The 24,456-nt window shown below is 34.4% G+C and carries 19 protein-coding genes; 14 read left to right on the top strand and 5 right to left on the bottom strand.

Annotated features, from left to right (window positions below; genetic code table 11):
- Positions 1 to 49 precede the first annotated feature (49 nt).
- From RBG61_RS13415 to RBG61_RS13425, 3 genes are all read left to right on the top strand, one after another.
- On the top strand, positions 50 to 1,063 hold the full coding sequence (locus RBG61_RS13415) for a permease (protein ID WP_307944349.1): 1,014 nt from the start codon (positions 50 to 52) through the stop codon (positions 1,061 to 1,063).
- Between the two features lie 114 nt (positions 1,064 to 1,177).
- Complete coding sequence (locus tag RBG61_RS13420) at positions 1,178 to 1,528, top strand: thioredoxin family protein (protein WP_307944350.1); 351 nt, start codon at positions 1,178 to 1,180, stop codon at positions 1,526 to 1,528.
- Between the two features lie 56 nt (positions 1,529 to 1,584).
- On the top strand, positions 1,585 to 2,004 hold the full coding sequence (locus RBG61_RS13425; RefSeq protein WP_307944352.1) for an arsenate reductase ArsC: 420 nt from the start codon (positions 1,585 to 1,587) through the stop codon (positions 2,002 to 2,004).
- Positions 2,005 to 2,084: 80 nt separating this feature from the next.
- On the opposite strand, the gene RBG61_RS13430 is transcribed toward RBG61_RS13425, so the two are convergent.
- The 3 genes from RBG61_RS13430 to RBG61_RS13440 are packed head-to-tail and all read right to left on the bottom strand — an operon-like array spanning position 2,085 to position 4,944.
- Complete coding sequence (locus RBG61_RS13430) at positions 2,085 to 2,954, bottom strand: sugar phosphate isomerase/epimerase family protein (RefSeq protein ID WP_307944354.1); 870 nt, start codon at positions 2,952 to 2,954, stop codon at positions 2,085 to 2,087.
- Positions 2,955 to 3,008: 54 nt separating this feature from the next.
- Positions 3,009 to 4,067, bottom strand: a complete 1,059-nt coding sequence (locus tag RBG61_RS13435) for a Gfo/Idh/MocA family protein (protein WP_307944356.1) — start codon at positions 4,065 to 4,067, stop codon at positions 3,009 to 3,011.
- A gap of 13 nt (positions 4,068 to 4,080) precedes the next feature.
- Positions 4,081 to 4,944 carry a sugar phosphate isomerase/epimerase family protein gene (locus RBG61_RS13440; protein WP_307944358.1) on the bottom strand — a complete coding sequence of 288 codons (864 nt, stop codon included), beginning with the start codon at positions 4,942 to 4,944 and terminating at the stop codon, positions 4,081 to 4,083.
- Between the two features lie 142 nt (positions 4,945 to 5,086).
- Between RBG61_RS13440 and RBG61_RS13445 the strand changes: the two genes are divergently transcribed.
- From RBG61_RS13445 to RBG61_RS13475, 7 genes are all read left to right on the top strand, one after another.
- Positions 5,087 to 5,920, top strand: a complete 834-nt coding sequence (locus RBG61_RS13445) for an AraC family transcriptional regulator (protein WP_307944360.1) — start codon at positions 5,087 to 5,089, stop codon at positions 5,918 to 5,920.
- A 307-nt stretch (positions 5,921 to 6,227) separates the two neighbouring features.
- The gene (locus RBG61_RS13450) at positions 6,228 to 7,796 is read left to right on the top strand and encodes a GH25 family lysozyme (protein WP_307944362.1); all 1,569 of its coding nucleotides are present in this window, start codon (positions 6,228 to 6,230) and stop codon (positions 7,794 to 7,796) included.
- A 301-nt stretch (positions 7,797 to 8,097) separates the two neighbouring features.
- Positions 8,098 to 8,763: a CatA-like O-acetyltransferase gene (locus tag RBG61_RS13455; protein WP_307944363.1), complete on the top strand. Its 666-nt coding sequence runs from the start codon at positions 8,098 to 8,100 to the stop codon at positions 8,761 to 8,763.
- A gap of 36 nt (positions 8,764 to 8,799) precedes the next feature.
- On the top strand, positions 8,800 to 9,405 hold the full coding sequence (locus RBG61_RS13460) for a Type 1 glutamine amidotransferase-like domain-containing protein (RefSeq protein ID WP_307944364.1): 606 nt from the start codon (positions 8,800 to 8,802) through the stop codon (positions 9,403 to 9,405).
- Between the two features lie 295 nt (positions 9,406 to 9,700).
- Entirely contained in the window at positions 9,701 to 10,972 is a 1,272-nt protein-coding gene (locus RBG61_RS13465) for an aconitase X (protein WP_307944365.1), read from the top strand.
- Position 10,973: 1 nt separating this feature from the next.
- Positions 10,974 to 11,417: an aconitase X swivel domain-containing protein gene (locus RBG61_RS13470; protein WP_307944366.1), complete on the top strand. Its 444-nt coding sequence runs from the start codon at positions 10,974 to 10,976 to the stop codon at positions 11,415 to 11,417.
- 16 nt (positions 11,418 to 11,433) lie between these two features.
- Positions 11,434 to 13,488, top strand: coding sequence for an FAD-dependent oxidoreductase (locus RBG61_RS13475; RefSeq protein WP_307944367.1), 2,055 nt, complete (start codon positions 11,434 to 11,436; stop codon positions 13,486 to 13,488).
- A 53-nt stretch (positions 13,489 to 13,541) separates the two neighbouring features.
- Here the strand turns inward: RBG61_RS13475 and RBG61_RS13480 are convergent, their stop codons facing one another.
- Positions 13,542 to 14,984 carry an IS1182 family transposase gene (locus RBG61_RS13480; RefSeq protein ID WP_307944368.1) on the bottom strand — a complete coding sequence of 481 codons (1,443 nt, stop codon included), beginning with the start codon at positions 14,982 to 14,984 and terminating at the stop codon, positions 13,542 to 13,544.
- A 379-nt stretch (positions 14,985 to 15,363) separates the two neighbouring features.
- Between RBG61_RS13480 and RBG61_RS13485 the strand changes: the two genes are divergently transcribed.
- The 4 genes from RBG61_RS13485 to RBG61_RS13500 all read left to right on the top strand — a co-directional run bounded on the left by RBG61_RS13485 (position 15,364) and on the right by RBG61_RS13500 (position 22,818).
- Positions 15,364 to 19,485, top strand: coding sequence for a collagen binding domain-containing protein (locus RBG61_RS13485; protein WP_307944369.1), 4,122 nt, complete (start codon positions 15,364 to 15,366; stop codon positions 19,483 to 19,485).
- A gap of 13 nt (positions 19,486 to 19,498) precedes the next feature.
- Positions 19,499 to 20,131 carry a class D sortase gene (locus RBG61_RS13490; protein WP_307944371.1) on the top strand — a complete coding sequence of 211 codons (633 nt, stop codon included), beginning with the start codon at positions 19,499 to 19,501 and terminating at the stop codon, positions 20,129 to 20,131.
- 267 nt (positions 20,132 to 20,398) lie between these two features.
- Complete coding sequence (locus tag RBG61_RS13495) at positions 20,399 to 21,256, top strand: M15 family metallopeptidase (protein ID WP_307944373.1); 858 nt, start codon at positions 20,399 to 20,401, stop codon at positions 21,254 to 21,256.
- Between the two features lie 335 nt (positions 21,257 to 21,591).
- A complete protein-coding gene (locus tag RBG61_RS13500) occupies positions 21,592 to 22,818 on the top strand; it encodes an IS256 family transposase (protein ID WP_307942478.1) in 1,227 nt (408 codons plus the stop codon).
- Between the two features lie 159 nt (positions 22,819 to 22,977).
- On the opposite strand, the gene RBG61_RS13505 is transcribed toward RBG61_RS13500, so the two are convergent.
- Positions 22,978 to 24,231 carry an IS1182 family transposase gene (locus tag RBG61_RS13505; RefSeq protein ID WP_307944374.1) on the bottom strand — a complete coding sequence of 418 codons (1,254 nt, stop codon included), beginning with the start codon at positions 24,229 to 24,231 and terminating at the stop codon, positions 22,978 to 22,980.
- Between the last annotated feature and the right edge of the window lie 225 nt (positions 24,232 to 24,456).

Raw genomic sequence — 24,456 nt, forward strand, 5'->3', positions numbered from 1 at the left:
TATCGAAAAAAATAGATATGTAAAATATGACACGAAAGAGGTGCAATGAATGCAAATTTTAGAAAGCATTGGTCTTTTTATACAAGACCAAATATTGGGGATGAAGTGGTTAAATCAAGTAATTGGAAATATGCTATCAGCATGTGGATTGAATATAAAGGATGTCATTGGCAAAAGCCTGCAATTCTTTTTATATGATACAATTAAGATTTTTATTTTGCTGTCATTTTTAATTTTTATCATCAGCTATATTCAAAGTTATTTTCCACCGGAACGCACAAAGAAGATATTAGGACGTTTCCACGGAATATGGGCGAATATATTATCCGCTTTGCTGGGTACTGTAACGCCATTTTGTTCGTGTTCTTCTATTCCGCTTTTTATTGGTTTTACAAGCGCAGGGTTACCTGTTGGCGTAACATTTTCATTTTTAATTTCCTCTCCGCTTGTGGATTTAGGTTCGCTTATTCTTTTAGCAAGCGTTTTTGGATTTAAAATTGCAATTGCTTATGTTATTGTTGGCTTAATTTTAGCAGTTATAGGCGGTACTATTATTGAAAAGCTGGGCATGGAAAAATATGTGGAGAATTTTATTAAAGGTGCATCAAGAGTTGATATTGAATCAGCTGAACTAACGAAGCGTGATAGAATGCATTATGCGTGGGATCAGGTTAAAGCTACTGTAAAAAAGGTAGCACCATACGTTGTGGTTGGTGTGTTAATCGGTGCGTTAATTCATAATGTAATTCCTGAACAGTGGATACAAGCGGTTCTTGGTACCGAAAATCCTTTTTCACCGATTATAGCAGCTGCTATTGGTATTCCGATGTACGCTGATATTTTTGGTACAATTCCAATTGCAGAAGCTTTAGCGGCAAAGGGCGTTGGCATTGGTACAATATTATCATTTATGATGGGTGTTACAGCGCTTTCTCTTCCATCCATGATTATGTTGAAAAAAGCGGTTAAAGCAAAACTGCTTGCGGTATTTGTTGGTATTGTTGCTGTAGGAATTATTATTATCGGTTATTTCTTTAATGCCACACAATTTTTATTGATATAATGTGAAATAAAATTAGGGCAAAAAATCATATTACATTGCATTAAAAATGATATGGGATTGTTAGTATATCTCATAATGTTTTTATAATAATATTACAACTTGGAGGTATTTTATATGGGTTTATTCGGAAACAAAAAAGAAGAAAAGAAAAGTGGTTGCTGCTGTTGCGGAAATTGCAACTCAAAAGCAATGGAACAAGCAGAAACTTTAAAAAAGCAAGGCGCAAGCGTGAAAATTCTCGGAAGTGGCTGTGCAAAATGTAATCAGCTTGAAGCAAATACAAGAGAAGCACTTGAACAGCTTGGTATGGACACAAATATGGACCATGTTACTGATTTTTCGCAAATTGCAGCATATGGCGTCATGACTACACCTGCACTCGTTGTTGATGGTATTGTAGTTTCCTATGGTAAGGTGTTGAAAACTGAGGAAGTAGTGAAACTTTTGCAAAAAGTGCGAGGATAAAAATGATTAAAGATTTCTAGCTATAAGCGATTGAATCTTTAGACGGGGAATGGAAAATGAATCAAGAAACCTCAAAACCAAGAGTAGCGTTTATTTGTGTACACAATTCTTGTCGCAGTCAAATGGCGGAAGCACTCGGAAAGCAGTTAGCAGCTGATGTGTTTGAAAGTTATTCGGCAGGTACCGAATTAAGAACTCATATCAATCAAGACGCAGTAAGACTTATGAAAGAGATTTATGATATTGATATGGAGCAAACACAACGCCCTAAATTATTATCTGATATTCCATCCATTGATTATCTCATAACAATGGGTTGCAATGTGCAATGTCCAACTTTACCTTGTAAATATCGTGAAGACTGGGGATTAGAAGATCCAACGGGTAAAAGCGATGATGATTTTAAACAAATAATTGCTAAGATAGAAGAAAACATAGTAAATTTGAAAGCAAGAATTTTAACTCAGTTAATCTAATAAAGCTGTAATTATTAAGCTAAAATGATACACAAACATAAAAGAAGCAGCAGTTGAGGTATTCTCAACTGCTGTTTCTTTTATGCATTTTCAATAAAACGTTTTAAATTCTTGATACCAATGGAAAGACCTAAAATATTATCCTCAAGACCTTCAAACTCAATTGCTACAAAGCCATCATATCCTGTGGATTTTAAAATGGAAAGACATTGCTGAATTGGTACATCACCATGACCGATTATAGCTCCTCTTAAATAATTGCCACCTCTACTTCTGAAAAAGCCTTCTCCCGGATTTGGCTGCATTCCGTTTTTCTGGTGAAAATCTTTTGCATGAACATAAAATGCATATGGTGCTGCTCTGCCAATTGCTTTAGCTGGGTTTTCATCAGCACACATAAAGTTACCCATATCGCAAAGCCAACCAAAATTCTCATTGTTTACTGCATTTATCAGCTTTTCAACTCTTTCGGAATCTTGAGAGAAGAAGCCATGATTTTCAACCATTGTCTTAATCCCTTTCGCTTTTGCATATACAGTTACTTCTCTGCAAGCATCAGCTATTTGAAATACAACGCTGTCAAAGCTTTTAAATCCTGTTCCATATGAGTAGCCCCTAGTAGCATCATGTCGAACAGAGGTTGCACCAAGTATTTCTGCAATATCAATTTGCTTTTTTACTCGTTCAATTTCTTTTTTTGTATCACCATCGCTACCCATTAAAAAGTCTGCTCCAAATGTGTAGTTGGTAATAGTCATATCAAGGCGTTGGCATTCTTCTTTTAATTTTCTAGCATACTCTTCAACAGTTGAGCCATCATGAGGAAGAATATCAACAAATTCAATACCCTCAAAGCCTAGTTCTTTTGCCTTAGCGATACAGCCAAATTGTGTAATCTGATTGTTTTGCATCATTCTTGCAAAACTATATGTACTAACTGCAACTTTCATTTTTTTATCGTATACAAGCAGATTGTTACTTGTTATACTTCCTACCTTCCTATATTATAATACAACTTCATGACCTGTTCTTGCTGATTCGTAAATAGCATCCAGTATTCTCATGATGTCTACGCCGTCTTGTGCAGGAGATATACAAGGAATACCGTCTGTAATACAAGAAACAAAATGGTTAATTTCATTTGCAAATAATCCATCAAAGCTTAATGCAGTTGGTGCAACAAGATTGACATCTGCCATATAGCCATTTATCTCTGTAAACATTTCAAGTTCAGGATCAAGTTTTGCTCCACCCTTTGAACCAAAGAGTTCAATTTTACCTTCGTTTTTCTTAATGTTTAGGCTAAAGCTTGCTTCTACTTGTAAAACGGCGCCGTTATCAAATCGAATCATTGCTGAAGCTAAATCTTCAACGTCAAAAATATCATTTTCGGTTGATGAAGATGCAACATAGTCTTTTTTATCTTTTAATTCATTTCTGTTTCCGATTTTATGAAAGGTTGCACCATATATAGAAACAGGTTGTGGTTTATCTAATAGATAACGAACAAGATCAATAACATGCACACCTAAATCAATGAGCGGACCACCTGCTGAACGAGCTTTTTCGCCAAACCAACCACCCGGACATCCATTTCTTCTAAGGTATGTTGCCTTTGTATAATAAATATCACCAAAATAATTTTCACCGATAAAATCTTTTAGTATAGCGCAGTCATTTCCAAAACGTCTTACAAAGCCAATCATCAAAAGCTTACCGTTTTTGTCAGCAGCTTCTTTCATTTCCATTGCTTCTTTGGCAGAAGTAGCCATCGGCTTTTCACATAAAACATGTTTGCCTGCATTTAAAGCGGCAATGGTGCAAGGTGCATGAGCTGAATTCCAAGTACATACTGATACAGCATCAATCTCTTTGAGCTTGAGCATTTCGTTCATGTCTGTGAAAGTTCGTTCAATTTGATATTTTTCTGCCATTTCTTTTAGGCGCTTTTCATTAATATCGCAAAAAGCATATAACTCAACATTTGGATTGCTTCTATAAGCTTCAATATGATTAGCTGAAATAGAACCCGTTCCGATAATACCTACTTTAATTTTCCCCATGATATTCCTCTCCCTAACCTTGTATTTTTATATTATTTAAAAATGCGACTGCTTTGCTGATATCTGCTTTTGGATTTTCTCCGATTTCACGTTCGATAGTAAGATATCCTTTATATCCAATGTCATCGAGTGCTTTCATATAATTTCTAAAGTCAACATCGCCCTCACCTAATGGCAGTTCGATGAAATAGGTAGCATTTTTGATTTCTGTCTCAATTTCACCGTATATAATTTCAGGATTACCAACAATAAGGCGGCGTCCATCTTTCGCATGTGTATGAACGATATAGTCTTTTAAAGTATAAACTGCTTGAACCGGATCATCACCAGTTACCATAACGAAGTTTGCAGGGTCAAGATTTACACCAACGCCTTTAGAATGTAGTCCATCTAAAAAGCCTTTTAATCGAATTGCTGTTTCCGGTCCTGTTTCAACAGCAAAATGCGCATTGTTTTTATCGGCATATCTTGCTAATTCACCGCATGTTTCTTGCATAGCCTTGTATTTATCACAATTGCAGTCTGCAGGAACAACACCGATATGGGTTGTAACAATATCGGTTGAAAGTTGCTTAGCCAAATCTAAAATTCGCTTTGATTTTTCAATAACAATCTGTTTCTTTCCATCTTCATAGAAATTGAAGTTAGGATTGCCACAGATAAAATCGCCACATAATGCAGAAACCTCTAGCCCATTATCGTTTAGCATTTTAGTGAATTCAGAAATTTGATCTTTGGTTACAGTATCAACATCAAATGTTCCACCCGCAGCATGAACTTGGACGGCTGAAATTCCAAGCTCTTTTGCCATTTTCATGGATGTATTCACATCTGTGCGGAATGATTCTAGTAAAACGCCTATTGGGAAATTGTACATGAAATAAACCCCTTCTTTCTAATCAATTCAAATATTTGCCTTTTTGTTTTCTTTAGTCTATACTAAGATATTGAAATAGTAAAGATATAATATTGTCACTCTTTAGCATTATATTGCTTTTTGATTAGAATGAGGTGTAATAATGAGTTACTACGAAAAGGTGTTTTCTGCAAGCTCTAAATTGCCAATCACATATCATAAAGATACAAACACCATAAATAGGTATGTGGGTTTTCATTTGCATTGGCATGAACATATAGAAATACTGTATTTTTCAAAGGGGACTGGAATTGTTTACGTTAACAATGTTCCCATTCAAGCGAGCGAAGGTGAGATCGTTGTAATCAGTTCTAATATGCTTCATGCGATGCCAAGTAAACTGCCGAATTGTACTTACCACTGTATTATTATCAATAAAGTTTTTATAGATAATATATTGGGTGATAAAGACATTTTTTTCAAAGAACATATTACTGATATACGAGTGATTAACCTTTATGAAGCAATTATTAAAGAAATGGCGGAAAGAGGGGAGCTGTTCCAATCTCAAGCAGCTGCTTATTGCAGTCTTTTGTTAGGTGAACTTGCAAGAAATTTTGCTTATTCTGAGCGCAATACCGTTTCCATGACAAAATCGCCTAAACAAAAGCTCGTTAAAAAGGCAATGGCATTTATCATGAGAAACTATAAGGGTAGCTTGTCTATTGAAGCAATTGCAGAATATATAGGGTGCAGCAAGTATTATCTTTGTCATATCTTTAAAGAGGTAACAGGTCAAACGATGATCGATTATATCAATATATTGCGGTGCAGCCAAGTAAAGCGCTTTATTCTAGATGAAAACTACTCTATAACCGAGGCGGCATATTCTTCTGGATTTAATAATCTCTCTTATTTTACTAAGATATACAAAAAATACATGGGAATACTGCCATCGCAAGAAAAAGAAAACATGATGATTGGCAGTACAAGATAGCCACAATAATGAATTGCTGTAATTTTAAGGATTCGCTATGATATAATTGTAAACTAATGGAATGGCAATATCATTATATTTCTTAAAATGGTTAAAATAGATTGCTATTTTATCTTGATTTTTCTTTTCAATTTATATATCATATATTTATGATAAATTTGTTGCAAAATGAATATCTATAGATTGTTATGTCGAAATAAAAAGATTTTATATAATTGTTTATTACATAAAAGTTTATATTTCTTTAGTTTTAGATATGTTTTGAGACATTTTTTGATAAAATTTTAGGAATAAGGACTGCTGTAATTTGAAATTAAAAAATGTACTAGATAATTCATCAACGAATTCAGAAGAAGTGTCAACTGAGGGCACCGTAAACTTATCTGCAACTGAAATTAAAAGCGATTCAGAAATAAAACCACTTGACCCATTACAAAAGAAGCGCAAAAAGATTATACAATTGATAATTTGGATTAGTGTAGCTATATTTGTAGTGTTAATGATAACAGTGGGCTGCTTTTTTATAAGCAAAAAAAAGCCGGTAAAAGACCATAGTAGTAGTGTAAAGGTTGTCAATCTAGCTGTTCATAATAGTTCTACTGCGGATAGTCAATCTAAAGAGCAAAGTTCAAACCCTTCTTCAACCGAAAGCCAAAGCGTAAGCAGTAAAGTAAATACAACTGTAAAGGTAGTAAAGCCAAGTACAGGAAAGGTAACAACTGCTCCTGAATTTAAATATAAGCCTGCCGAAGATGTGGCACCTAAAAAAAATGAACAAGCGAAAGAAGTTGTCGATAAAAACGACGACAATACAATTGTTTCTATTACACCAGTAAAAGGAACCAATAGTAGCCAAGTATCTAGCACAACTTCTTCTATCGCAGGAAGCACTAAGACTGTTGTTATGGCATTAGAAGATAATGTGAATACACGTACAGGTCCCGCAACAACTTTTTCTACTGTTGGAAAGATGGTTAAAGGCCAAGAGTATTCATTTATAGGAGAAGAAAAAGCTGCAGACGGAACACTTTGGTATCATATTCAATATGATGGCTCTCAACAAAGTTGGGTAACATCTCAATATGCAGAGAAAAAAGAAAAGGCTGTTGAAAGCTCTTCTGCAAATTCATCAAGTGCTTCAAACGCAACTTCTCAATATCAACTTGGTTGGAATTCAATTTCAGGTAAAGATTATTATTATGACGGAAGTAGTTTTGTAAAAGGATGGGCTAATATAGGTGGCTTCCGATATTATTTTGATGAAACCACAGGTGCAAAGCGATCATCCGTTGGTATTGATGTTTCAAAATACCAAGGAACGATTAATTGGAATGCAGTAAAGGCAGCAGGTGTTGATTACGCCTTTATTCGTGTTGGGTTTAGAGGATATGGAAGTGGAAGCATAAGTATTGACCCTACATTTGTAACAAATATTGTGAATGCGAATAAAGCCGGAGTTAAATGCGGTGTGTATTTTTATTCTACAGCAGCTTCTGAAGCTGAAGGCGCAGAAGAGGCTAGTTTCGTATTGAATGCAATCAGCGGCTATAGAGTAGATTTACCGATTGTTATTGACGTTGAACATAGAACAGATCGTGTTGCAGGCTTAACCAGTGCACAGCGAACAGATTATACACTTGCATTTTTGAATACAATCAAAAATGCAGGCAAAACAGGAATGTTATACACAGGTCATTATTTCTATCAAAATTATTTAGAAAGCAGTCGATTGAAAGATTATCCACTTTGGATTGCATATTACACAAATAGCGAAAAGAATGTTGCTGATGTTCCATATACATATTGGCAGTATTCTAGTACCGGAACTGTAAATGGTATTTCAGGTTCAGTTGACTTAAATATCAAGATTAATTAAGTTTTATATTCATTGCAATATATAGTGAAAACCCTCGGCACATTTTGTGCCGAGGGTTTTGTGTATACGTCGTTTGATACAAAACTAATGTATGAAATTGGATATGTTGTTGTTTCTTTTTGGAATATGATGTATAATCAAGTTGAATAAATGATTGCCTTTTATTGTGAAAATAAGGAAAGAGATTCCGTTTCACAATGCAATTGTTTTGCTAAACATAACTTGTAGGTAATTTCTGTAGTACTTAATTATTTAAAATATATAGTAAACGATATAATTACAATTACAGCGAGGTGAGATAATGAATGAATTAAAGTTTGAAATGATAGATATGGAAACATGGAATAGAGCACCAACATATCATTATTTTACAGAAGAAGTAACGCCTACATCGTTTACTGTAAATATTGATTTTGATATTACAGTATTGAAAAGTGCACTAAAAGCAAAAAACTTAAAGCTTTTTCCTACCTATCTTTATATAATATCAAATGCAATTAAAAAACAAAATGAATTTAGATTGTCACTAAAAGATAATAAACTTGGCTATTGGAACTTTTTATCACCGCAATATCCTATTTTTCATGAAGACAGTAAGACTATAACGTTTTTATGGACGGAGTATGATGATAATTTCTATGTATTCTACAATAGATATTTAGAAGATGTTAAAAACTATAACAAGGATGATAAAGTTATTTGCCCAAAAGGAAATTCACCTGAAAATACTTATATTATTTCATGTATACCATGGTTTACATTTAATGGGCTGGCAATGAATATGCAAAATATTGAAAATTATTTCTTTCCTATGATTGTATCGGGAGGTTTGAAAGAAGAGCAGGGCAGAATGAAAATGCCATTGTCGATTACAATAAATCATGCTGCTGCCGATGGATACCATATTCATATTTTTCAGCAGCATTTGCAGCATCTTATGAATCATCCACAAGAATGGATGAAATAATTTTGACATAATCAAAACATACGAGGCGGTGATAATATGCTGATATTAACGTCAAATGGGCTATCTACCCATGAAATGAGAGAAAAGTTAAAACCGATTTTTAATGGATTGACCAAAGCAGTTATTATAACTACTGCATCCGTAGGTTATAAAGAAAAGGATTGGCATATCGAAAGATTAACGAATGAGCTACAGTCATTTGGATTCAGCGTTGATTATTTTGATTTCGACACACAAAATCCAGAATTACTTTTAGACTATGATGTTGTTGAAATAAATGGTGGAAATCCATTTTATTTGCTTATGTCAATGAAAAATGCAAATTGTCACAGCATAATGAGTGAATTGTCAAAGTCAAAAATTATTATTGGAGTCAGCGCCGGCTCAATTGTTTTGCAAAAAAATATCAATCTGATTGCTCAATACAGCCCTGAGTTAAACGAAAACATTGACCTAACCGATTTTAGCGGTTTGGCATTAACAAATGTAGAAATAATACCACATTATAGTAGGTTTCTTTCTCGCTTTGAGCAATTTGAAGAACGTGCAAAGGAATATGAAAAACAAAATCATCTTGAAGTGATAAGGCTAAACGATGGACAAGGTATTGTAATTGATGATAGTGGGCTAAAATTGATATAACATATTGAGATACTGAGAATGGTTTATCGTATTATACAAAGTTTATATGAGTTAAGCCATATATTCAATTTTATAGCAGTTTAACTGCATATGAATAAATCGAACAAGCGTATCATAAATTGAAAGTAATATGGAGAAGGCATTGTAAAGTCAGATTTATAAGCTATTTTTTATTTTCCGTTAGGGCTACTAGTAGGATAGTACAAGTAAAGCGCAAAAGCAAATGAAATAGGACTTATTTTGGGATATTTTCTATTTTGGAATTGCTTAAAAATAGTGTAAAGGAGATATTAACATGGTTCTCACAAATGAACAGCAGGAATTGCTCGACGGTAAAAAAGGCGAAACCATAGCAAAGGTAATAAAGACTTTGGTTATGTATGGCGATGCTTTTGATGCCGAAAAAATGGTTCCAATTTCTAGTGGGTATGGTCATACGGTTATAAGCTTCGGTATTGGCGTTATGAAGCCGGTTTATGAGCTGTATGATAGGCTTCTTTCCGATGATGCAGTATGTAAACAGAAAATCTCTGCGGATCCACGACCTCTTGATAAAAATGTACCATCTTCATTTCTTCAAGACATAGTGTTCAAGTTAATGTATAGTCAACAAGAACGTTATGAGGAACAGCTTCGTAAATTCGGTATCATGAATGATGATGCCTATACATGTGCGTGCTATCTTCCTGAAGTTGGAAATATCCCAAAACGTGGGGATGTTCTATCATGGGCAGAATCTTCTGCAGTTGTTTATGCAAACAGCGTGCTTGGTGCAAGATGTAATCGTAATTCAGGAATCATTGAATTGATGGGTTCTATAGCTGGATTTGTACCGGAGTTCGGGTTTCTTACCGATGGTGGACGCAAAGCAGACTGGATTGTAGAAATACATACAAGCAAGATGCCAGAGGCACAGATTCTCGGTTCAGCAATCGGAATGAAAGTACTTGACAAGGTGCCTTATATTAAAGGGCTGGATAAATGGATTGGTACAGAGCTAAATGATAGTACATGTGCTTATCTTAAGGACTTTGGTGCAGCAACGGCTTCTAATGGCTCTGTTGGACTATATCATGTTGAGAATTTAACGCCAGAAGCGATAGATTACGGCGAAAAGCTAATTCGAGAGGGTGCACCCGTCTATGTAATTGATGATGCTGAACTTGAACGTGTAAGGAACAATTATCCTTGTATTTGGAGCAATCTTGAAGCAAAACCAAAGCTTTGTTTTATGGGATGCCCACATATGACGTTGCAGCAATTGAAGGATTGGACAGAGCGTGTTGAAGAGGGGCTGAAAGCAACAGGGAATTCTAAAGTGCAAATTCCAACAGTTTTTACTTCTGCTCCTGGGGTTATCAAAGAATTTAAGGAAACGGAATATTTTAGAAGATTAGAATCAACAGGTATTATCTTAAGCTACATATGCCCACTTATGTATATGAATAATCCTCTATCAAAGAAAATGCCTGTTATAACCTCATCAAACAAGTTACGTACCTATACCAGTGCAAGATTTTATTCTGACGATGAGATTTTGAAGATGATTACGAAAGGAGTAAAGTAATATGGGGAAAGTATTTAAAGGACGTGTTATTGCTCCTGGTACGGCAAAGGCGGAAGCTCTCGTTTCATATGGAGGATTCAATACGCTCGCAAGTTACCAAATGGCATTGATGTTTGGGGATAAGCAAGTTAAGTGCGGTGACCAAAATAACAGAGATCTTTATAAAAAACCGATGATAGGAAAAGCACTTTGTCTTCCTGAGACAATTGGCTCAACAACTGGCGGTATGGTTCTTTACGCTGCTTGTGCACTTAGTAAGCAACCTGCATGTATGCTTTTCTCTAAACCAATTGATTCACTCGCAGCGTCTGGAGCAATTCTTGCTGCTAACTGGACAGAAGCAAGAATGCCGGTCATTGATAATCTTGGAGAAGAATTTTTGGAATACATAAAAGATGGTATGACCATTACTGTATCAACGGATGGTACTGTGACAGTTGAATAAAAAAGGAGATTCATATATGAAACAAGAATATGAAGCGTTATTTACACCTTGGAAAATTGGTAATGTCGAAATTAAGAATCGAATTGTTATGTGTTCCATGGGTGGAACCTCAATTTTTGGATGGATGAAGCCAAATCATTTTGACAAGGAAGCAGCCAATTTTCTACTTGAGCGTGCAAAGAATAATGTTGGCCTTATATTACCGGGAATTGCTCCGATTCGGGATACAATGGGTGGCAAGTGGCTTTATCAAAATAAAGGCAAATTTAATGAGCTTAAGAAATTTATGGACGAATTTCATAAGACAGGCGCTAAGATGTTCATACAACTCACTGCGGGTATGGGGCGAGCTATGGCGGTTAACGATCTCATGGTCAAGATGATGAAAAACAAAGCTTTAGGTACATTAGGAAAGCCAATTTTTAATATGGATTACATCTGTGCGAGTGCTTCTGCAACGCCTAATCGTTGGGCGGATGATGTTTATTCTCGCCCTCTCACGAAAGAAGAAATCCATGAAATCGTTGAAGCTTTTGCAAAGACAGCAAAGCTTTGCATGGATGCAGGGGTTGATGGAATTGAAGTTCATGCTGTTCATGAGGGCTATATGCTTGATCAATTTACATTGAAATATACCAATCAAAGAACGGATGAATATGGCGGCTCTTTTGAAAATAGATATCGCTTTCCCGCTGAAATTGTACAAGCGATTAAGAAAACTTGCGGTAACGATTTTCCTGTATCACTTCGTTATTCTGTCGTATCAAAGACAAAGGGATTCCGCAAGGGCGCAGTACTGGGAGATGATGATTATATCGAGGTAGGGCGTGACATGGAAGAGTCCGAAAAAGCTGCAAAATTTCTACAAGATGCCGGATATGATATGCTGAATTGTGATAATGGAACCTATGACTCATGGTATTGGGCGCATCCACCAGCATATATGCCTGAAAACTGTAATCTTTCCGATGTTAGCCATATCAAAAACTTTGTTACTATTCCGGTAGTATGTGCGGGTAAGATGACTCCTTCTATAGCTGCCGAAGCAATTAAAGAAGGAAAGCTAGATGCAATGGGCGTTGCAAGACAATTCCTTACTGATCCTTCTTGGGTGAAAAAATTGATGGAGAATCGAGAAGAGGATATCAAGCCTTGTATTAACTGCCATAATGCTTGCTTTACTATGGCAAAATATGAGGGTACAGCGAATATACAAGACCTATCTGATGCAATACATATGGCACGTTGCGCACTCGAGCCTCGCACGATGCAGTCAAAGAAATATAAAATAGAAAAGGCAAGCAAAGCTAAGAATATAGCGGTTATTGGTGGCGGAATCGGCGGTATGGAGTCTGCACTTGTTCTTTCTCAAAGGGGACACAACGTTACTATTTATGAGAAATCAGATTGCTTGGGCGGTATTTTTATTCAAGCAGCTGCACCTATTTATAAAGAAAAGGATAGAGAACTCATTGAATGGTATAGAAGAGAAGTAGCTAAATATCCAATTACAGTTAAGCTTAACACAGAAGTCAAAGATATCTATTCGTTGCAAGCAGATGAAATTATCATTGCAACGGGTTCTGCCGCTAAACACCCGCCGATTAAGGGTATTGAGCATTCAATTGAAGCAATAGATTATCTTTCAGGCAAAGAGGTTGGAGATAATGTAATTATTGTAGGCGGAGGGCTTACAGGTTGTGAAATAGCTTACGATTTAATTCTTAAGGGCAAAAAACCGCAAATTGTTGAAATGAAGAATGACCTTATCGCCGCTAAGGGTATCTGTCTTGCAAATACTTCTTTTCTGCGTGAGATGTTTGCTTTTAAAAAGACACCAATCTATCTTGAAACTACACTTCTTGAAATTAACACTGATGGTGTAACTGTAAGAGACAAAGACGGAAAAACTTTTGATATCAAGGGTGATTCTGTTATTGTTTCCATTGGCTATAATCCTACCCCTCTTGCTAAAGCCTCAAGGCACGTTCATCTTGTTGGTGATGCAAACGGTGTAGGTAACCTACGTAGTGTAATCTGGCGTGCTTGGGATGTTTGTATGAAATTATAATTGTATATAGCATATGAAAAAGTGAGAAAGAATAATAGATATTCTTTCTCACTTCAGTCTGAAGAAAAAGCCCGATTTTGGCGTAACCAAAGTCGGGCTTTTGAATATATGGTTGAAAATTTGAAAAAAGTGCAAAGGATACAAAAAGGAGAGTTCACCCTCCACTTATGTATTGCCAGCTTTTTAAGGTTCATGCACGCAAATTTAAGCCTAACCCAGTTTGTTACTTGGGCAAGACTTCGATAAGGTGTATAACGCATTGCGTATTTTTCTTTCGCATCAGCAAAAACTCGCTCAATCGTTTCTTTTCGCTGTGCATAAAGATCTTTGTATTTTATTGCATAACGAATATCTGAAACTTGCTCTAAGTACTCATGCCAAACATGAACTGTGTATTGTTTCTGGAATTCTTTACTTTCAGTGCATTTGTAACGAAACCCACAGATTTTACAGTCGTTTGGATTGCTTTTAAATTCTTTGTATCCTTCTCTATTCGTGGTGGAATAGTGTAAAACTTTATTGTTTGGACATACTACACAGTCAAAATATTCATCATATGAAAAATCATATTTCTTAAAAAAGCCTTGTTTTGTCATTGGTCTACGATATGGTACTAATAAATCTTTTCCATCATCTATAAGTCTTTTTGCAATATAGGGAGTATTGTAGGCACTATCTGCCACTATTGTTTGGATTTCGGGGTGGTTTTCTTTTAATTTATCATACAAATCATCGAATGCTACGCTGTCATGTACATTGCCTGCTGTTACATGAACATCTACAATGTAGCCTTTTTTGTCACAAGCTGTATGTGCTTCATAAGCAAGGCATTTCTTATGCTCTCCTTTATGAAATACACCGCTTTCAGGGTCAGTGGTTGATTCATTGATGATTTTTTCTTCTATTTTAGGTGGCTTTGTATCGTCAAATGGCTTTTTTTTATGTTCTTCTCTATCTTTATTGATTTCGTCCATTAGTTGTTTCTCATAATGTTTTGCTGCTACGGGGATTGATTTCTTTACAACCTTTTTTATATTTGCATTTGCTTTTATATGGGTTCCATCTACAAATACCACCTCTGGGTCAAGATATCCCATATCATTGATTTCATTCAATATCCAGTTGAAAATGCATGCAATAGTATTCTCGTTAAATCTATGTTTAAAGGCATAACTTATTGTTGTAAAGTGAGGTATTTGTTCTGTCATTAAATATCCTAAAAACCAACGATATGCACAGTTCATTTGTACTTCTTCTACCAATTTGCGCAACGAACTTATTCCATACAAATGTTGTATTAAGACCATTTTGATTAGTACTACTGGGTCTATGCTTGGTCTTCCATTATCTTTACAATACAAATCCTCTACGAAATCATATATATGACAGAAATCCACTGCACTATCTATTTTTCTAAGCAAATGTTCTGCTGGAATAAATTCTTCTAAGCACAAAAACTCTACTTGTGTTCGGTCTTTTTTAGCTTTAACTAACATTTAATCACCCTATTTAATTATACCATTTTTCGCGTCAAAAGTCCCCTAAATCATCGAATTTAGGAGACTTTTTCTACAAGCTGAAGTGAGAAAGAATAATAGATATTCTTTCTCACTTTTTTGTGAAACAAAACTACTACATGCAGTTACGGTATTAAAATAAGTGATATAGTTATCATTTAAATATAAGAATTATTTTTAATTTTTTTCGTTAATATAAATAAAAATAGGGTATTTTATCTAAATTAATTAGTTATTGAAATTTTATCTATTTATTTGTATAATTAGTTTAGAGAATAAAGAATGAAACACTTTATATATACAAATAATATCAAGCTTTTTGCTTGATATTATTTGTTAAGAGAAAGGAAAACAATATATGTTAAATAAAAAAAGAAATCGCAAAAATCAAATGCAGTTTTTTAGCGTTTTGATTGCTTTCACTTTATTTATAAGTGGAATATTGCAATCAGGGGTTGGTTCTATTGTTTTTGCAGATGAACCATCAGGTTTTTCGATTGCTCAAGCTCAAATCTCATTAAATGATGTGCCAATAGATGAGATTACGCAGCCCATTAAACAAGATGCAAACGTTAAACTCGAATATACATGGAATATTGAAAATAATTATGATCCACAACCGGGAGAAAAAATATCAGTTGCTTTACCCGATGCATTAGATTATGGAACAGAAACAGTAACGGGAGATTTAATTGATCAAAATAATGAAATTTACGGCAAATGGAATATGATTCCAAGTACAAAAAAATTAGAGTTGGAATTGGGTACATTGCCACAAGAACGATCTAATGTACATGGAACTGTACAGCTAAATTTGAATTTTAAAGTGAATACCATGTTGGTGGATGTTCCGTATGAGCTGAATATTCCATTGAGTGGTGGAAAGGTTCAAACATACGTAATCCATTTTGAGGTTCCTTCTAATACAGCAGTAAAAAAATCAGGCGTGCAAAGTAGTATAGATGCAAACTTAATTAACTGGACAGTTGACGTGAATCAAAATTTGCAAAAAGTTGCTGTGCCGATAGTAAAAGATCAAATCGAGCCATTGTTAGTATATCAAGCTAATTCATTAAAAGTATATGAATTAGCGGTTAAATCAGATGGCTCTGTTGTTGCAACTAGCAATCCAGTTGATCAGTCAAATTACGCAGTTACCTATGATACAACCACAAAGCTACTAACAGTAACGTTTCAATCACCGATTAGCCGAGCTTATAGACTCACTTATGATACAAAAATAGATCCTGATAAGATAGATAAATCAAAAACTACGTTTGTATATACCAATCAAGTGAGCTTTAATGGTGCTTCCGATACAGCAACCGTCAATATAACGAGAGCTCCACTTATAGTGAAAGATGGTAAGCTGGATCAAGCATTCAATGCAAATAAAATCACTTGGTCAATTAACGTGAATAAATCGCTATATTCTTTAACAGATTCTAAGGTTGAAGATACTATTCCAAATGGATTAACACTCAATACAAATAGTATTAAGCTATATGTAATGCCCAACAAGATGCTGGTTGATTCCAATAGCTATTCAGTGAACTATGATGTTGATACTAAAAAGCTTACTATTGGGCTTGGAGACATCAACAAAGAATATTTAATTGAATATGATACTGCTGTAAATGAGAGCGAAAAAAATAACAATGCAACTTCTATTTCGTTTACTAATAATGCAAAATTACTTTATGGAACAAATGAAGATATAAAAATTGCTACAGCTACTAAACCAATTACTGTATCAAAAGGAAAAACGATTGTGAAAACAGGTACAGCAAAAATTGGCTATAACGACGAAAAATATATTGAGTGGACTGTAGATTTAAACTTATCTGAAATTAACCTTGGAACACCTATCTACACAGATGTGATTGGTTTGGATCACAAGTTTGATACAAGCTATGGTATTAAGGTGTATCCATTAACTGTGAATCATTCCAAAACCAATGGAAATATAACGCAAGGTGCTGAATTAGTCGGGGGAGAATGTACCAAAACTTTCGTGGGTTCTGATCCTGTTAGCGAATTCAATATTAATTTTGGAAGTAATATTGATAAGCCTTATCGAATTGTTTATAGAACAATCATAACAAAAAAGGCAACTCAAAATTTTGTTAATAGTGGCTATATTGGACTTAACGATGGTACTGCGGATGTGACTACAACGGTAAGACCAACCATTGAAAATATTTTTGCAAAAGCAAATACAAGCATTGATTATTCAGTAAAACAACTCAACTGGAGAATTACAGCAAATCCGATTAAGCAATCAATCAACAATCTTGTTATTGAAGATGCATTTACGCCGGGATTAACTATGACTAATGCACAATTAGATGCATTGACAGTAAATAAAGGAACGACTTCACTTGTTAAGGATACGGATTACACAGTAGTTCCTACAATTGTGAATGGTAAGATAAAGGGATTTAAGATTAGTTTTGCAGATAAAGGCTATGTGCTAAATGATAATGTTTACACAATAGTATACGCAACGATGATGGATTCAGATGTATTATCCAATAATGGAAATCTAAATTACGCTAATACAGCTACTTTTAAATATGACGGTGGTACGTTGTCGAAAACAGCAACCCCAACTATAAATAATACAGCATTGCATAATGGTAATAAATCCGGAATACTTGATGTGGCAAATAAGCAAATTAACTGGACAATCAATACAAACCATTTATCAAAAAATATTGAACATTTTGAAGTAACAGATGCTATTGTAGAAAATCAGACATTAGTAAAGAACTCAATTAAAATTCATAGGTACACAATAAACTCATTAGGTAATATTGTTGTGGGAGACATTGTGGATCCCGAATCATCCGGCTTTGTAATTGAGGAAGCTACTGATGGAACGAGCTTTAAGATTCAATATCCTAACACGATTAACTCTCCATATCAAATTACTTACGCAACAAAGCTTGTAAATATTTCTCAAACTTCATATAACAATACGGCAGTAACAAACAAGGATGAGAATTATACAGCAAAAGTTGATTTTGCAGATGGAGATAAATTTGTTTCAAAAACAGGAACAAGAGTGGGCACATCTTATGTAAATTGGGCAATAACATTGAACAAAAGTCAATCCACAATTTCATCATTCAAATTAACAGATAAAATGAGTGAAGGACTTGAACTAGTAGCAAATAGCTTTATCGTTAAAAAAACCGATAATACTCAAGTGGATTTTAATTCATTATTTACATTGAATGTGAGACCGAGAACGTTAGCAACTGATCCTCAAATATTTGATTTGATTGCCAAACATCAAATTGCGGAGACATATATTATTGAATATAGAACAAATTTAATACTGGATGAAATTCTTGAAAACAAAGTATTCAATGATGTTAGCTTTGAAGGCGAGCAGGTTGTAAGCGGTGTTAAGCAAAGCACTTCAATAATCAAGCACACTTTTGTAACAGGTGCAGGCACAGGTACAGGAGAAGTTGGAAGCTTTAAGCTTAAGAAAGTAAATGAGAATGGAAATCCGCTTCAAGGTGCTAAATTTGAATTCTATAAAGGAACAAAGCTTTTAGGTGTGTTGACAACAGATGCAAATGGTGAAGCGGCAGTATCAAGATTAAGATATGCTAATTATACTTTAAAGGAAATAGAAGCCCCAACTGGCTATCAATTTACTAATGAGAATATCAATTTTACAATTAACAACACACAAGAAAAGATAATTAGCGTTACAAATGATAGTTTAAGAACGCTTGAAATTGTTAAAATTGAAAAAAATCTACCAACTCAGTTATTAAAAAATGCTGTTTTTGAAGTTCGTGATACGAAAGGTGTATTGTTGCACACATTAACCACAGACGAGAATGGAAAAGCTAGTGTTAAATTGCCTTATGGTACTTATAAAATAAAAGAAAAGACTGCTCCATCGGGTTATGTGAATGATATGCAGGAATACAGCATTACAATAGCTCAAGGTGATAAACTTGAAGATAATAGTACGCCTAAGTTGGTTTATACCGTAATGGTTGAAAATGAAAAAATGATTCCTGTTCTGGATCCAAAGCCAGATCCAAAACCAGATTCCCAAGAAGTGAAAACGCCTGAAGATACACCTACTGGTGGAACTGTTAAAGTTCCAGAAGGAGGCAAGCCAGAAGTTAAAGTGCCACCAACTAATGGTACAGTTACAATCGACAATAATGGCAAATGGGTGTATACACCTAACAAGAATTTTACAGGTAAGGATAAATTCACAATAACAATTAACCATCCAAATGGTAGTAGCGAAAACATTATAGTGGAAATTGAAGTTGAAAAAGTGCCATTAAGTCCTGTTGTTCCAACTCAACTTCCGCAAACCGGACAAGGTATCCCTTGGGTAACAACAATTTTAGGACTTGCAATTGTAATTTGTGGAATCTATTTGATTTTTATTAAGAAGCGTTCTAAATCAATGACAAAAATGACTCATAAAGAAAAATAATGAGGTGTATTTTATGTCATTCAAAAGAGTAATTGGTTTTTTGCTCTTATTTATTGGTGCTTTAGTAATAGCAATTCCTTTCATTTTGGATTGGTATAATGATAATAAAGCAAATATGCTATTGAAGGAATATTCAAAAAGCATTACTAATCTTACGATACTTGATGATGAATCAGATTCTTCAAGTGACACAAAGAATGAAACGATACAGTCTGAAAGTAATTTGCAGATACAAAAACAATATCCAGTAGAAACGGTACTTTCTATTCCAAAAATTAATTTTCAGATGCCGGTAATTAAAGATGCAACAAAAGCACATCTAAATGTTTCGATTTCTAGTATCAACGGTACTGCAAAGCCTTGGGAAAAGGGTAACTACGTAATAGCAGGTCATAGAAGTCTGCGTTATGGACGACACTTTAATAGATTGAATGAGGTTGCGGTAAATGATGAAATTATTGTGTTTGACATGAAAAATAATGAATATCATTATCGTGTTAATAGTACTGAAATTGTAAGTAAAAGAGAAGTCAGTGTTTTAAAAAACACAAAAGCAGATGAAATTACTTTGATTACTTGTGATCCTATTTATGAAAAAAATCCGCAAAATAGGCTTGTTGTGAAAGCAATAAAATTAGCTGATTAATCAATTCGAAAAATAATTATTGATATAATTATCTTTTTCAAGCAGTACCACTTTTACAAGTGGTGCTGTTTTTTTGATTTGCTTGAAGCGATATATATGGATTGAAATCAAGATTTGTTTGTCGTTTAATATTATCAACTATAAAAATATAAAATGATGCTACTTTGATACAATTTTGATTGGTCTTAGATGCAATTGTTTGCTACAATCGTTACTAACATAGGATTATAACTAATTTTTATTTTAAAATGTTAGGAGTAATATAAAATGAATAAACTATTCTATCAAAGACGTCAAAATACAAAAGAAAAGTTGATAACGAAAATAAAAGTAATTATTATGGTAGCAATGATACTCGTTATTTGTGTTTTAGGCTATGTAGGAGTGACGATAGCAGCAAAATCAGAAAATCGAGATGTTAAGTCATTAAATGCAAAAATCAGTGAACAAATGATTTCTAGCCAAACCGTATCAAAAAGTAACCAATCTACGATTTCATCCGGGCAAGCTCAAACCACTGTAAACAGCAGTCATAAAACAGATCAGCCTGCATCGATAAACGGAAGGCCATGGAATTTAGTACTTGTGAATCGCTGGAATAAAATTGATGAAAGAAGTACGAATATTAAACTTACACAACTAAAAAATGGCCAATCTGTTGATGAACGCATTTATCCGGAGCTTCAAAAAATGATGGATGATTGTAGAGCGGCAGGGCTTTCTCCACTTATTTGTTCCTCATATAGAACAACTGAAAAGCAAACTAGGCTTTACAATAATCAGATAGATAATTATATCAGAAAAGGATTTGCCAGAGCAGATGCAGTGGTTGAAGCGGGAAAATGGAGTGCAATTCCAGGAACAAGTGAACATCAATTAGGGCTTGCTGTTGATATTGTATCAACAAGTAACCAAATGCTTGATAAATCACAGGAACAAACCGCAGAACAGAAATGGCTAATGGAAAACAGCTATAAATATGGATTTATTCTACGCTATCCTTCTTCAAAGAGCCAAATAACAGGAATTAACTATGAGCCTTGGCATTATAGATATGTTGGTAAAGAAGCAGCTGCAGCAATAAAAAAACAGGCCATTTGTCTTGAAGAATACTTGAAAAAATAAGCTAAGCTATTACAGCCCCAGCTTTAAAAAGCTGGGGCTGTACAGTCTGAAGAAAAAGCCCGATTTTGGCGTAACCAAAGTCGGGCTTTTGAATATATGGTTGAAAATTTGAAAAAAGTGCAAAGGATACAAAAAGGAGAGTTCACCCTCCACTTATGTATTGCCAGCTTTTTAAGGTTCATGCACGCAAATTTAAGCCTAACCCAGTTTGTTACTTGGGCAAGACTTCGATAAGGTGTGAGACTCCCGAAAATTTTGTGTAAAAGTGAATAAGGTACTTCCAATCAGACAAGAATTAAGATAATAAATTCAAGTATGAAAGGAAGTATTTTTTTATGGAAAAGCAACCGAAAGAGTTATTAAAAGAGTATGTGAACAGCCAAAACTTCACAAGCACAACAGAGGTTATGCAGGCAATGAAAGAGATGTTCAAAGATGTTCTTCAGCAAGTTATGGATAGTGAATTAGACGAAGAATTGGGTTACCAAAAAAGTCAAAGAATAGCGAACGATGACGGAAAAAGCATGTCGAAAAATTATCGAAATGGATATTCAAAGAAAACAGTTAAAACACAACTTGGCGAAGTGGATATTAATGTTCCTCGTGATAGAAACGGTGAATTTGAACCACAAATTATTGGTAAATATAATCGTAATGCTGACGGGATGGAAGAAAAAATTATTGCACTTTACTCTTGTGGCATGTCTCAACGAGATATTGCTGAACAAGTAAAAAATCTTTATGATGTAGAAATTTCAGATGGACTAGTAAGCAAGATAACAGAAAAAATAATGCCGGAAGTAACAGCATGGCAAAACCGTCCACTAGATAGTGTATACCCATTTGTGTTCATGGATGCAATACACTACAAAGTAAAAGAAAACAATCAGTTTGTAACGAAAGCAGCATATGTGGTTTTAGGAATTACACTTGAAGGAAATAAAGATATATTGGGCATTTGGATTGGAGAAAACGAGAGCTCAAAATTCTGGTTGAGCGTTATGAATGACTTGAAATCAAGGGGTTTGCAAGATGTATACCTATTTTGTGTTGACGGTTTAAAAGGTTTTAAAGAAGCAATCAATGCAGCATATCCCAAAGCGCACATTCAACGTTGTATTATACATCAAATTCGATATTCAACACGATATGTAGGATACAAAGATATCAAGAAGTTAATGGCAGATCTAAAACTAGTATATCAAGCTGTTACAGAGGAAGAAGCATTGAATAATCTAATATCATTCAAAGAAAAATGGGGTAAAAGTTATCCTTCTTGCATAAAGAGTTGGGAGGATAACTGGGATATACTATCAACCTTTTTTGCATATCCAACTGATGTAAGGAAAATAATATACACAACTAATATTATTGAGGGATTAAACAGGCAGTTCAGACAAATAACCAAGAATAAACCATCATTTCAAAATGATGATAGTTTAAAAAGGATACTGTATTTAGCTTCAAAGAAAATTGTCGAACGATGGACACAACGTTGTCGAAATTGGGACGTTGTTTTAAACCAATTAAACATCATGTTTTCGGACAGAATCGCTGGATGATTCTATGTTCAGCCGCCAAAATTTAATGACAAAAGGGGCATGCCCCTTTTGTCATTAAATAAACTTGTTTCAACTAACCTATACACTATGTCAATTACTATTTTGTTCCTATTTCTTGTTCTGATTGTTTTTATATTTACACAAAATTCTTGGTATACCCTAAGGTGTATAACGCATTGCGTATTTTTCTTTCGCATCAGCAAAAACTCGCTCAATCGTTTCTTTTCGCTGTGCATAAAGATCTTTGTATTTTATTGCATAACGAATATCTGAAACTTGCTCTAAGTACTCATGCCAAACATGAACTGTGTATTGTTTCTGGAATTCTTTACTTTCAGTGCATTTGTAACGTAACCCACAGATTTTACAGTCGTTTGGATTGCTTTTAAATTCTTTGTATCCTTCTCTATTCGTGGTGGAATAGTGTAAAACTTTATTGTTTGGACATACTACACAGTCAAAATATTCATCATATGAAAAATCATATTTCTTAAAAAAGCCTTGTTTTGTCATTGGTCTACGATATGGTACTAATAAATCTTTTCCATCATCTATAAGTCTTTTTGCAATATAGGGAGTATTGTAGGCACTATCTGCCACTATTGTTTGGATTTCGGGGTGGTTTTCTTTTAATTTATCATACAAATCATCGAATGCTACGCTGTCATGTACATTGCCTGCTGTTACATGAACATCTACAATGTAGCCTTTTTTGTCACAAGCTGTATGTGCTTCATAAGCAAGGCATTTCTTATGCTCTCCTTTATGAAATACACCGCTTTCAGGGTCAGTGGTTGATTCATTGATGATTTTTTCTTCTATTTTAGGTGGCTTTGTATCGTCAAATGGCTTTTTTTTATGTTCTTCTCTATCTTTATTGATTTCGTCCATTAGTTGTTTCTCATAATGTTTTGCTGCTACGGGGATTGATTTCTTTACAACCTTTTTTATATTTGCATTTGCTTTTATATGGGTTCCATCTACAAATACCACCTCTGGGTCAAGATATCCCATATCATTGATTTCATTCAATATCCAGTTGAAAATGCATGCAATAGTATTCTCGTTAAATCTATGTTTAAAGGCATAACTTATTGTTGTAAAGTGAGGTATTTGTTCTGTCATTAAATATCCTAAAAACCAACGATATGCACAGTTCATTTGTACTTCTTCTACCAATTTGCGCAACGAACTTATTCCATACAAATGTTGTATTAAGACCATTTTGATTAGTACTACTGGGTCTATGCTTGGTCTTCCATTATCTTTACAATACAAATCCTCTACGAAATCATATATATGACAGAAATCCACTGCACTATCTATTTTTCTAAGCAAATGTTCTGCTGGAATAAATTCTTCTAAGCACAAAAACTCTACTTGTGTTCGGTCTTTTTTAGCTTTAACTAACATTTAATCACCCTATTTAATTATACCATTTTTCGCGTCAAAAGTCCCCTAAATCATCGAATTTAGGAGACTTTTTCTACAAGCTGTACAGCCCCAGCTTTAAAAAGCTGGGGCTGTATACTGTCTATCAGAAACTTTGGTCGTGCAAGTTAAAATAAAAGTAACATTATTTCATTAAATATAGTTGAAGTTTATATTGTTGTATTATGGAATATGGTATATAATTAT

This window comes from Paludicola sp. MB14-C6, assembly GCF_030908625.1.
Lineage (GTDB): Bacteria > Bacillota > Clostridia > Oscillospirales > Ruminococcaceae > Paludihabitans.

Excerpts from the sequence above, each read along its gene's own strand:
- RBG61_RS13415 (WP_307944349.1), top strand. The coding sequence starts at position 50 with ATGCAAATTTTAGAAAGCATTGGTCTTTTTATACAAGACCAAATATTG.
- RBG61_RS13420 (WP_307944350.1), top strand. The coding sequence starts at position 1,178 with ATGGGTTTATTCGGAAACAAAAAAGAAGAAAAGAAAAGTGGTTGCTGC.
- RBG61_RS13425 (WP_307944352.1), top strand. The coding sequence starts at position 1,585 with ATGAATCAAGAAACCTCAAAACCAAGAGTAGCGTTTATTTGTGTACAC.
- RBG61_RS13430 (WP_307944354.1), bottom strand. The coding sequence starts at position 2,954 with ATGAAAGTTGCAGTTAGTACATATAGTTTTGCAAGAATGATGCAAAAC.
- RBG61_RS13435 (WP_307944356.1), bottom strand. The coding sequence starts at position 4,067 with ATGGGGAAAATTAAAGTAGGTATTATCGGAACGGGTTCTATTTCAGCT.
- RBG61_RS13440 (WP_307944358.1), bottom strand. The coding sequence starts at position 4,944 with ATGTACAATTTCCCAATAGGCGTTTTACTAGAATCATTCCGCACAGAT.
- RBG61_RS13445 (WP_307944360.1), top strand. The coding sequence starts at position 5,087 with ATGAGTTACTACGAAAAGGTGTTTTCTGCAAGCTCTAAATTGCCAATC.
- RBG61_RS13455 (WP_307944363.1), top strand. The coding sequence starts at position 8,098 with ATGAATGAATTAAAGTTTGAAATGATAGATATGGAAACATGGAATAGA.
- RBG61_RS13460 (WP_307944364.1), top strand. The coding sequence starts at position 8,800 with ATGCTGATATTAACGTCAAATGGGCTATCTACCCATGAAATGAGAGAA.
- RBG61_RS13465 (WP_307944365.1), top strand. The coding sequence starts at position 9,701 with ATGGTTCTCACAAATGAACAGCAGGAATTGCTCGACGGTAAAAAAGGC.
- RBG61_RS13470 (WP_307944366.1), top strand. The coding sequence starts at position 10,974 with ATGGGGAAAGTATTTAAAGGACGTGTTATTGCTCCTGGTACGGCAAAG.
- RBG61_RS13475 (WP_307944367.1), top strand. The coding sequence starts at position 11,434 with ATGAAACAAGAATATGAAGCGTTATTTACACCTTGGAAAATTGGTAAT.
- RBG61_RS13480 (WP_307944368.1), bottom strand. The coding sequence starts at position 14,984 with ATGTTAGTTAAAGCTAAAAAAGACCGAACACAAGTAGAGTTTTTGTGC.
- RBG61_RS13485 (WP_307944369.1), top strand. The coding sequence starts at position 15,364 with ATGTTAAATAAAAAAAGAAATCGCAAAAATCAAATGCAGTTTTTTAGC.
- RBG61_RS13490 (WP_307944371.1), top strand. The coding sequence starts at position 19,499 with ATGTCATTCAAAAGAGTAATTGGTTTTTTGCTCTTATTTATTGGTGCT.
- RBG61_RS13495 (WP_307944373.1), top strand. The coding sequence starts at position 20,399 with ATGAATAAACTATTCTATCAAAGACGTCAAAATACAAAAGAAAAGTTG.
- RBG61_RS13500 (WP_307942478.1), top strand. The coding sequence starts at position 21,592 with ATGGAAAAGCAACCGAAAGAGTTATTAAAAGAGTATGTGAACAGCCAA.
- RBG61_RS13505 (WP_307944374.1), bottom strand. The coding sequence starts at position 24,231 with ATGTTAGTTAAAGCTAAAAAAGACCGAACACAAGTAGAGTTTTTGTGC.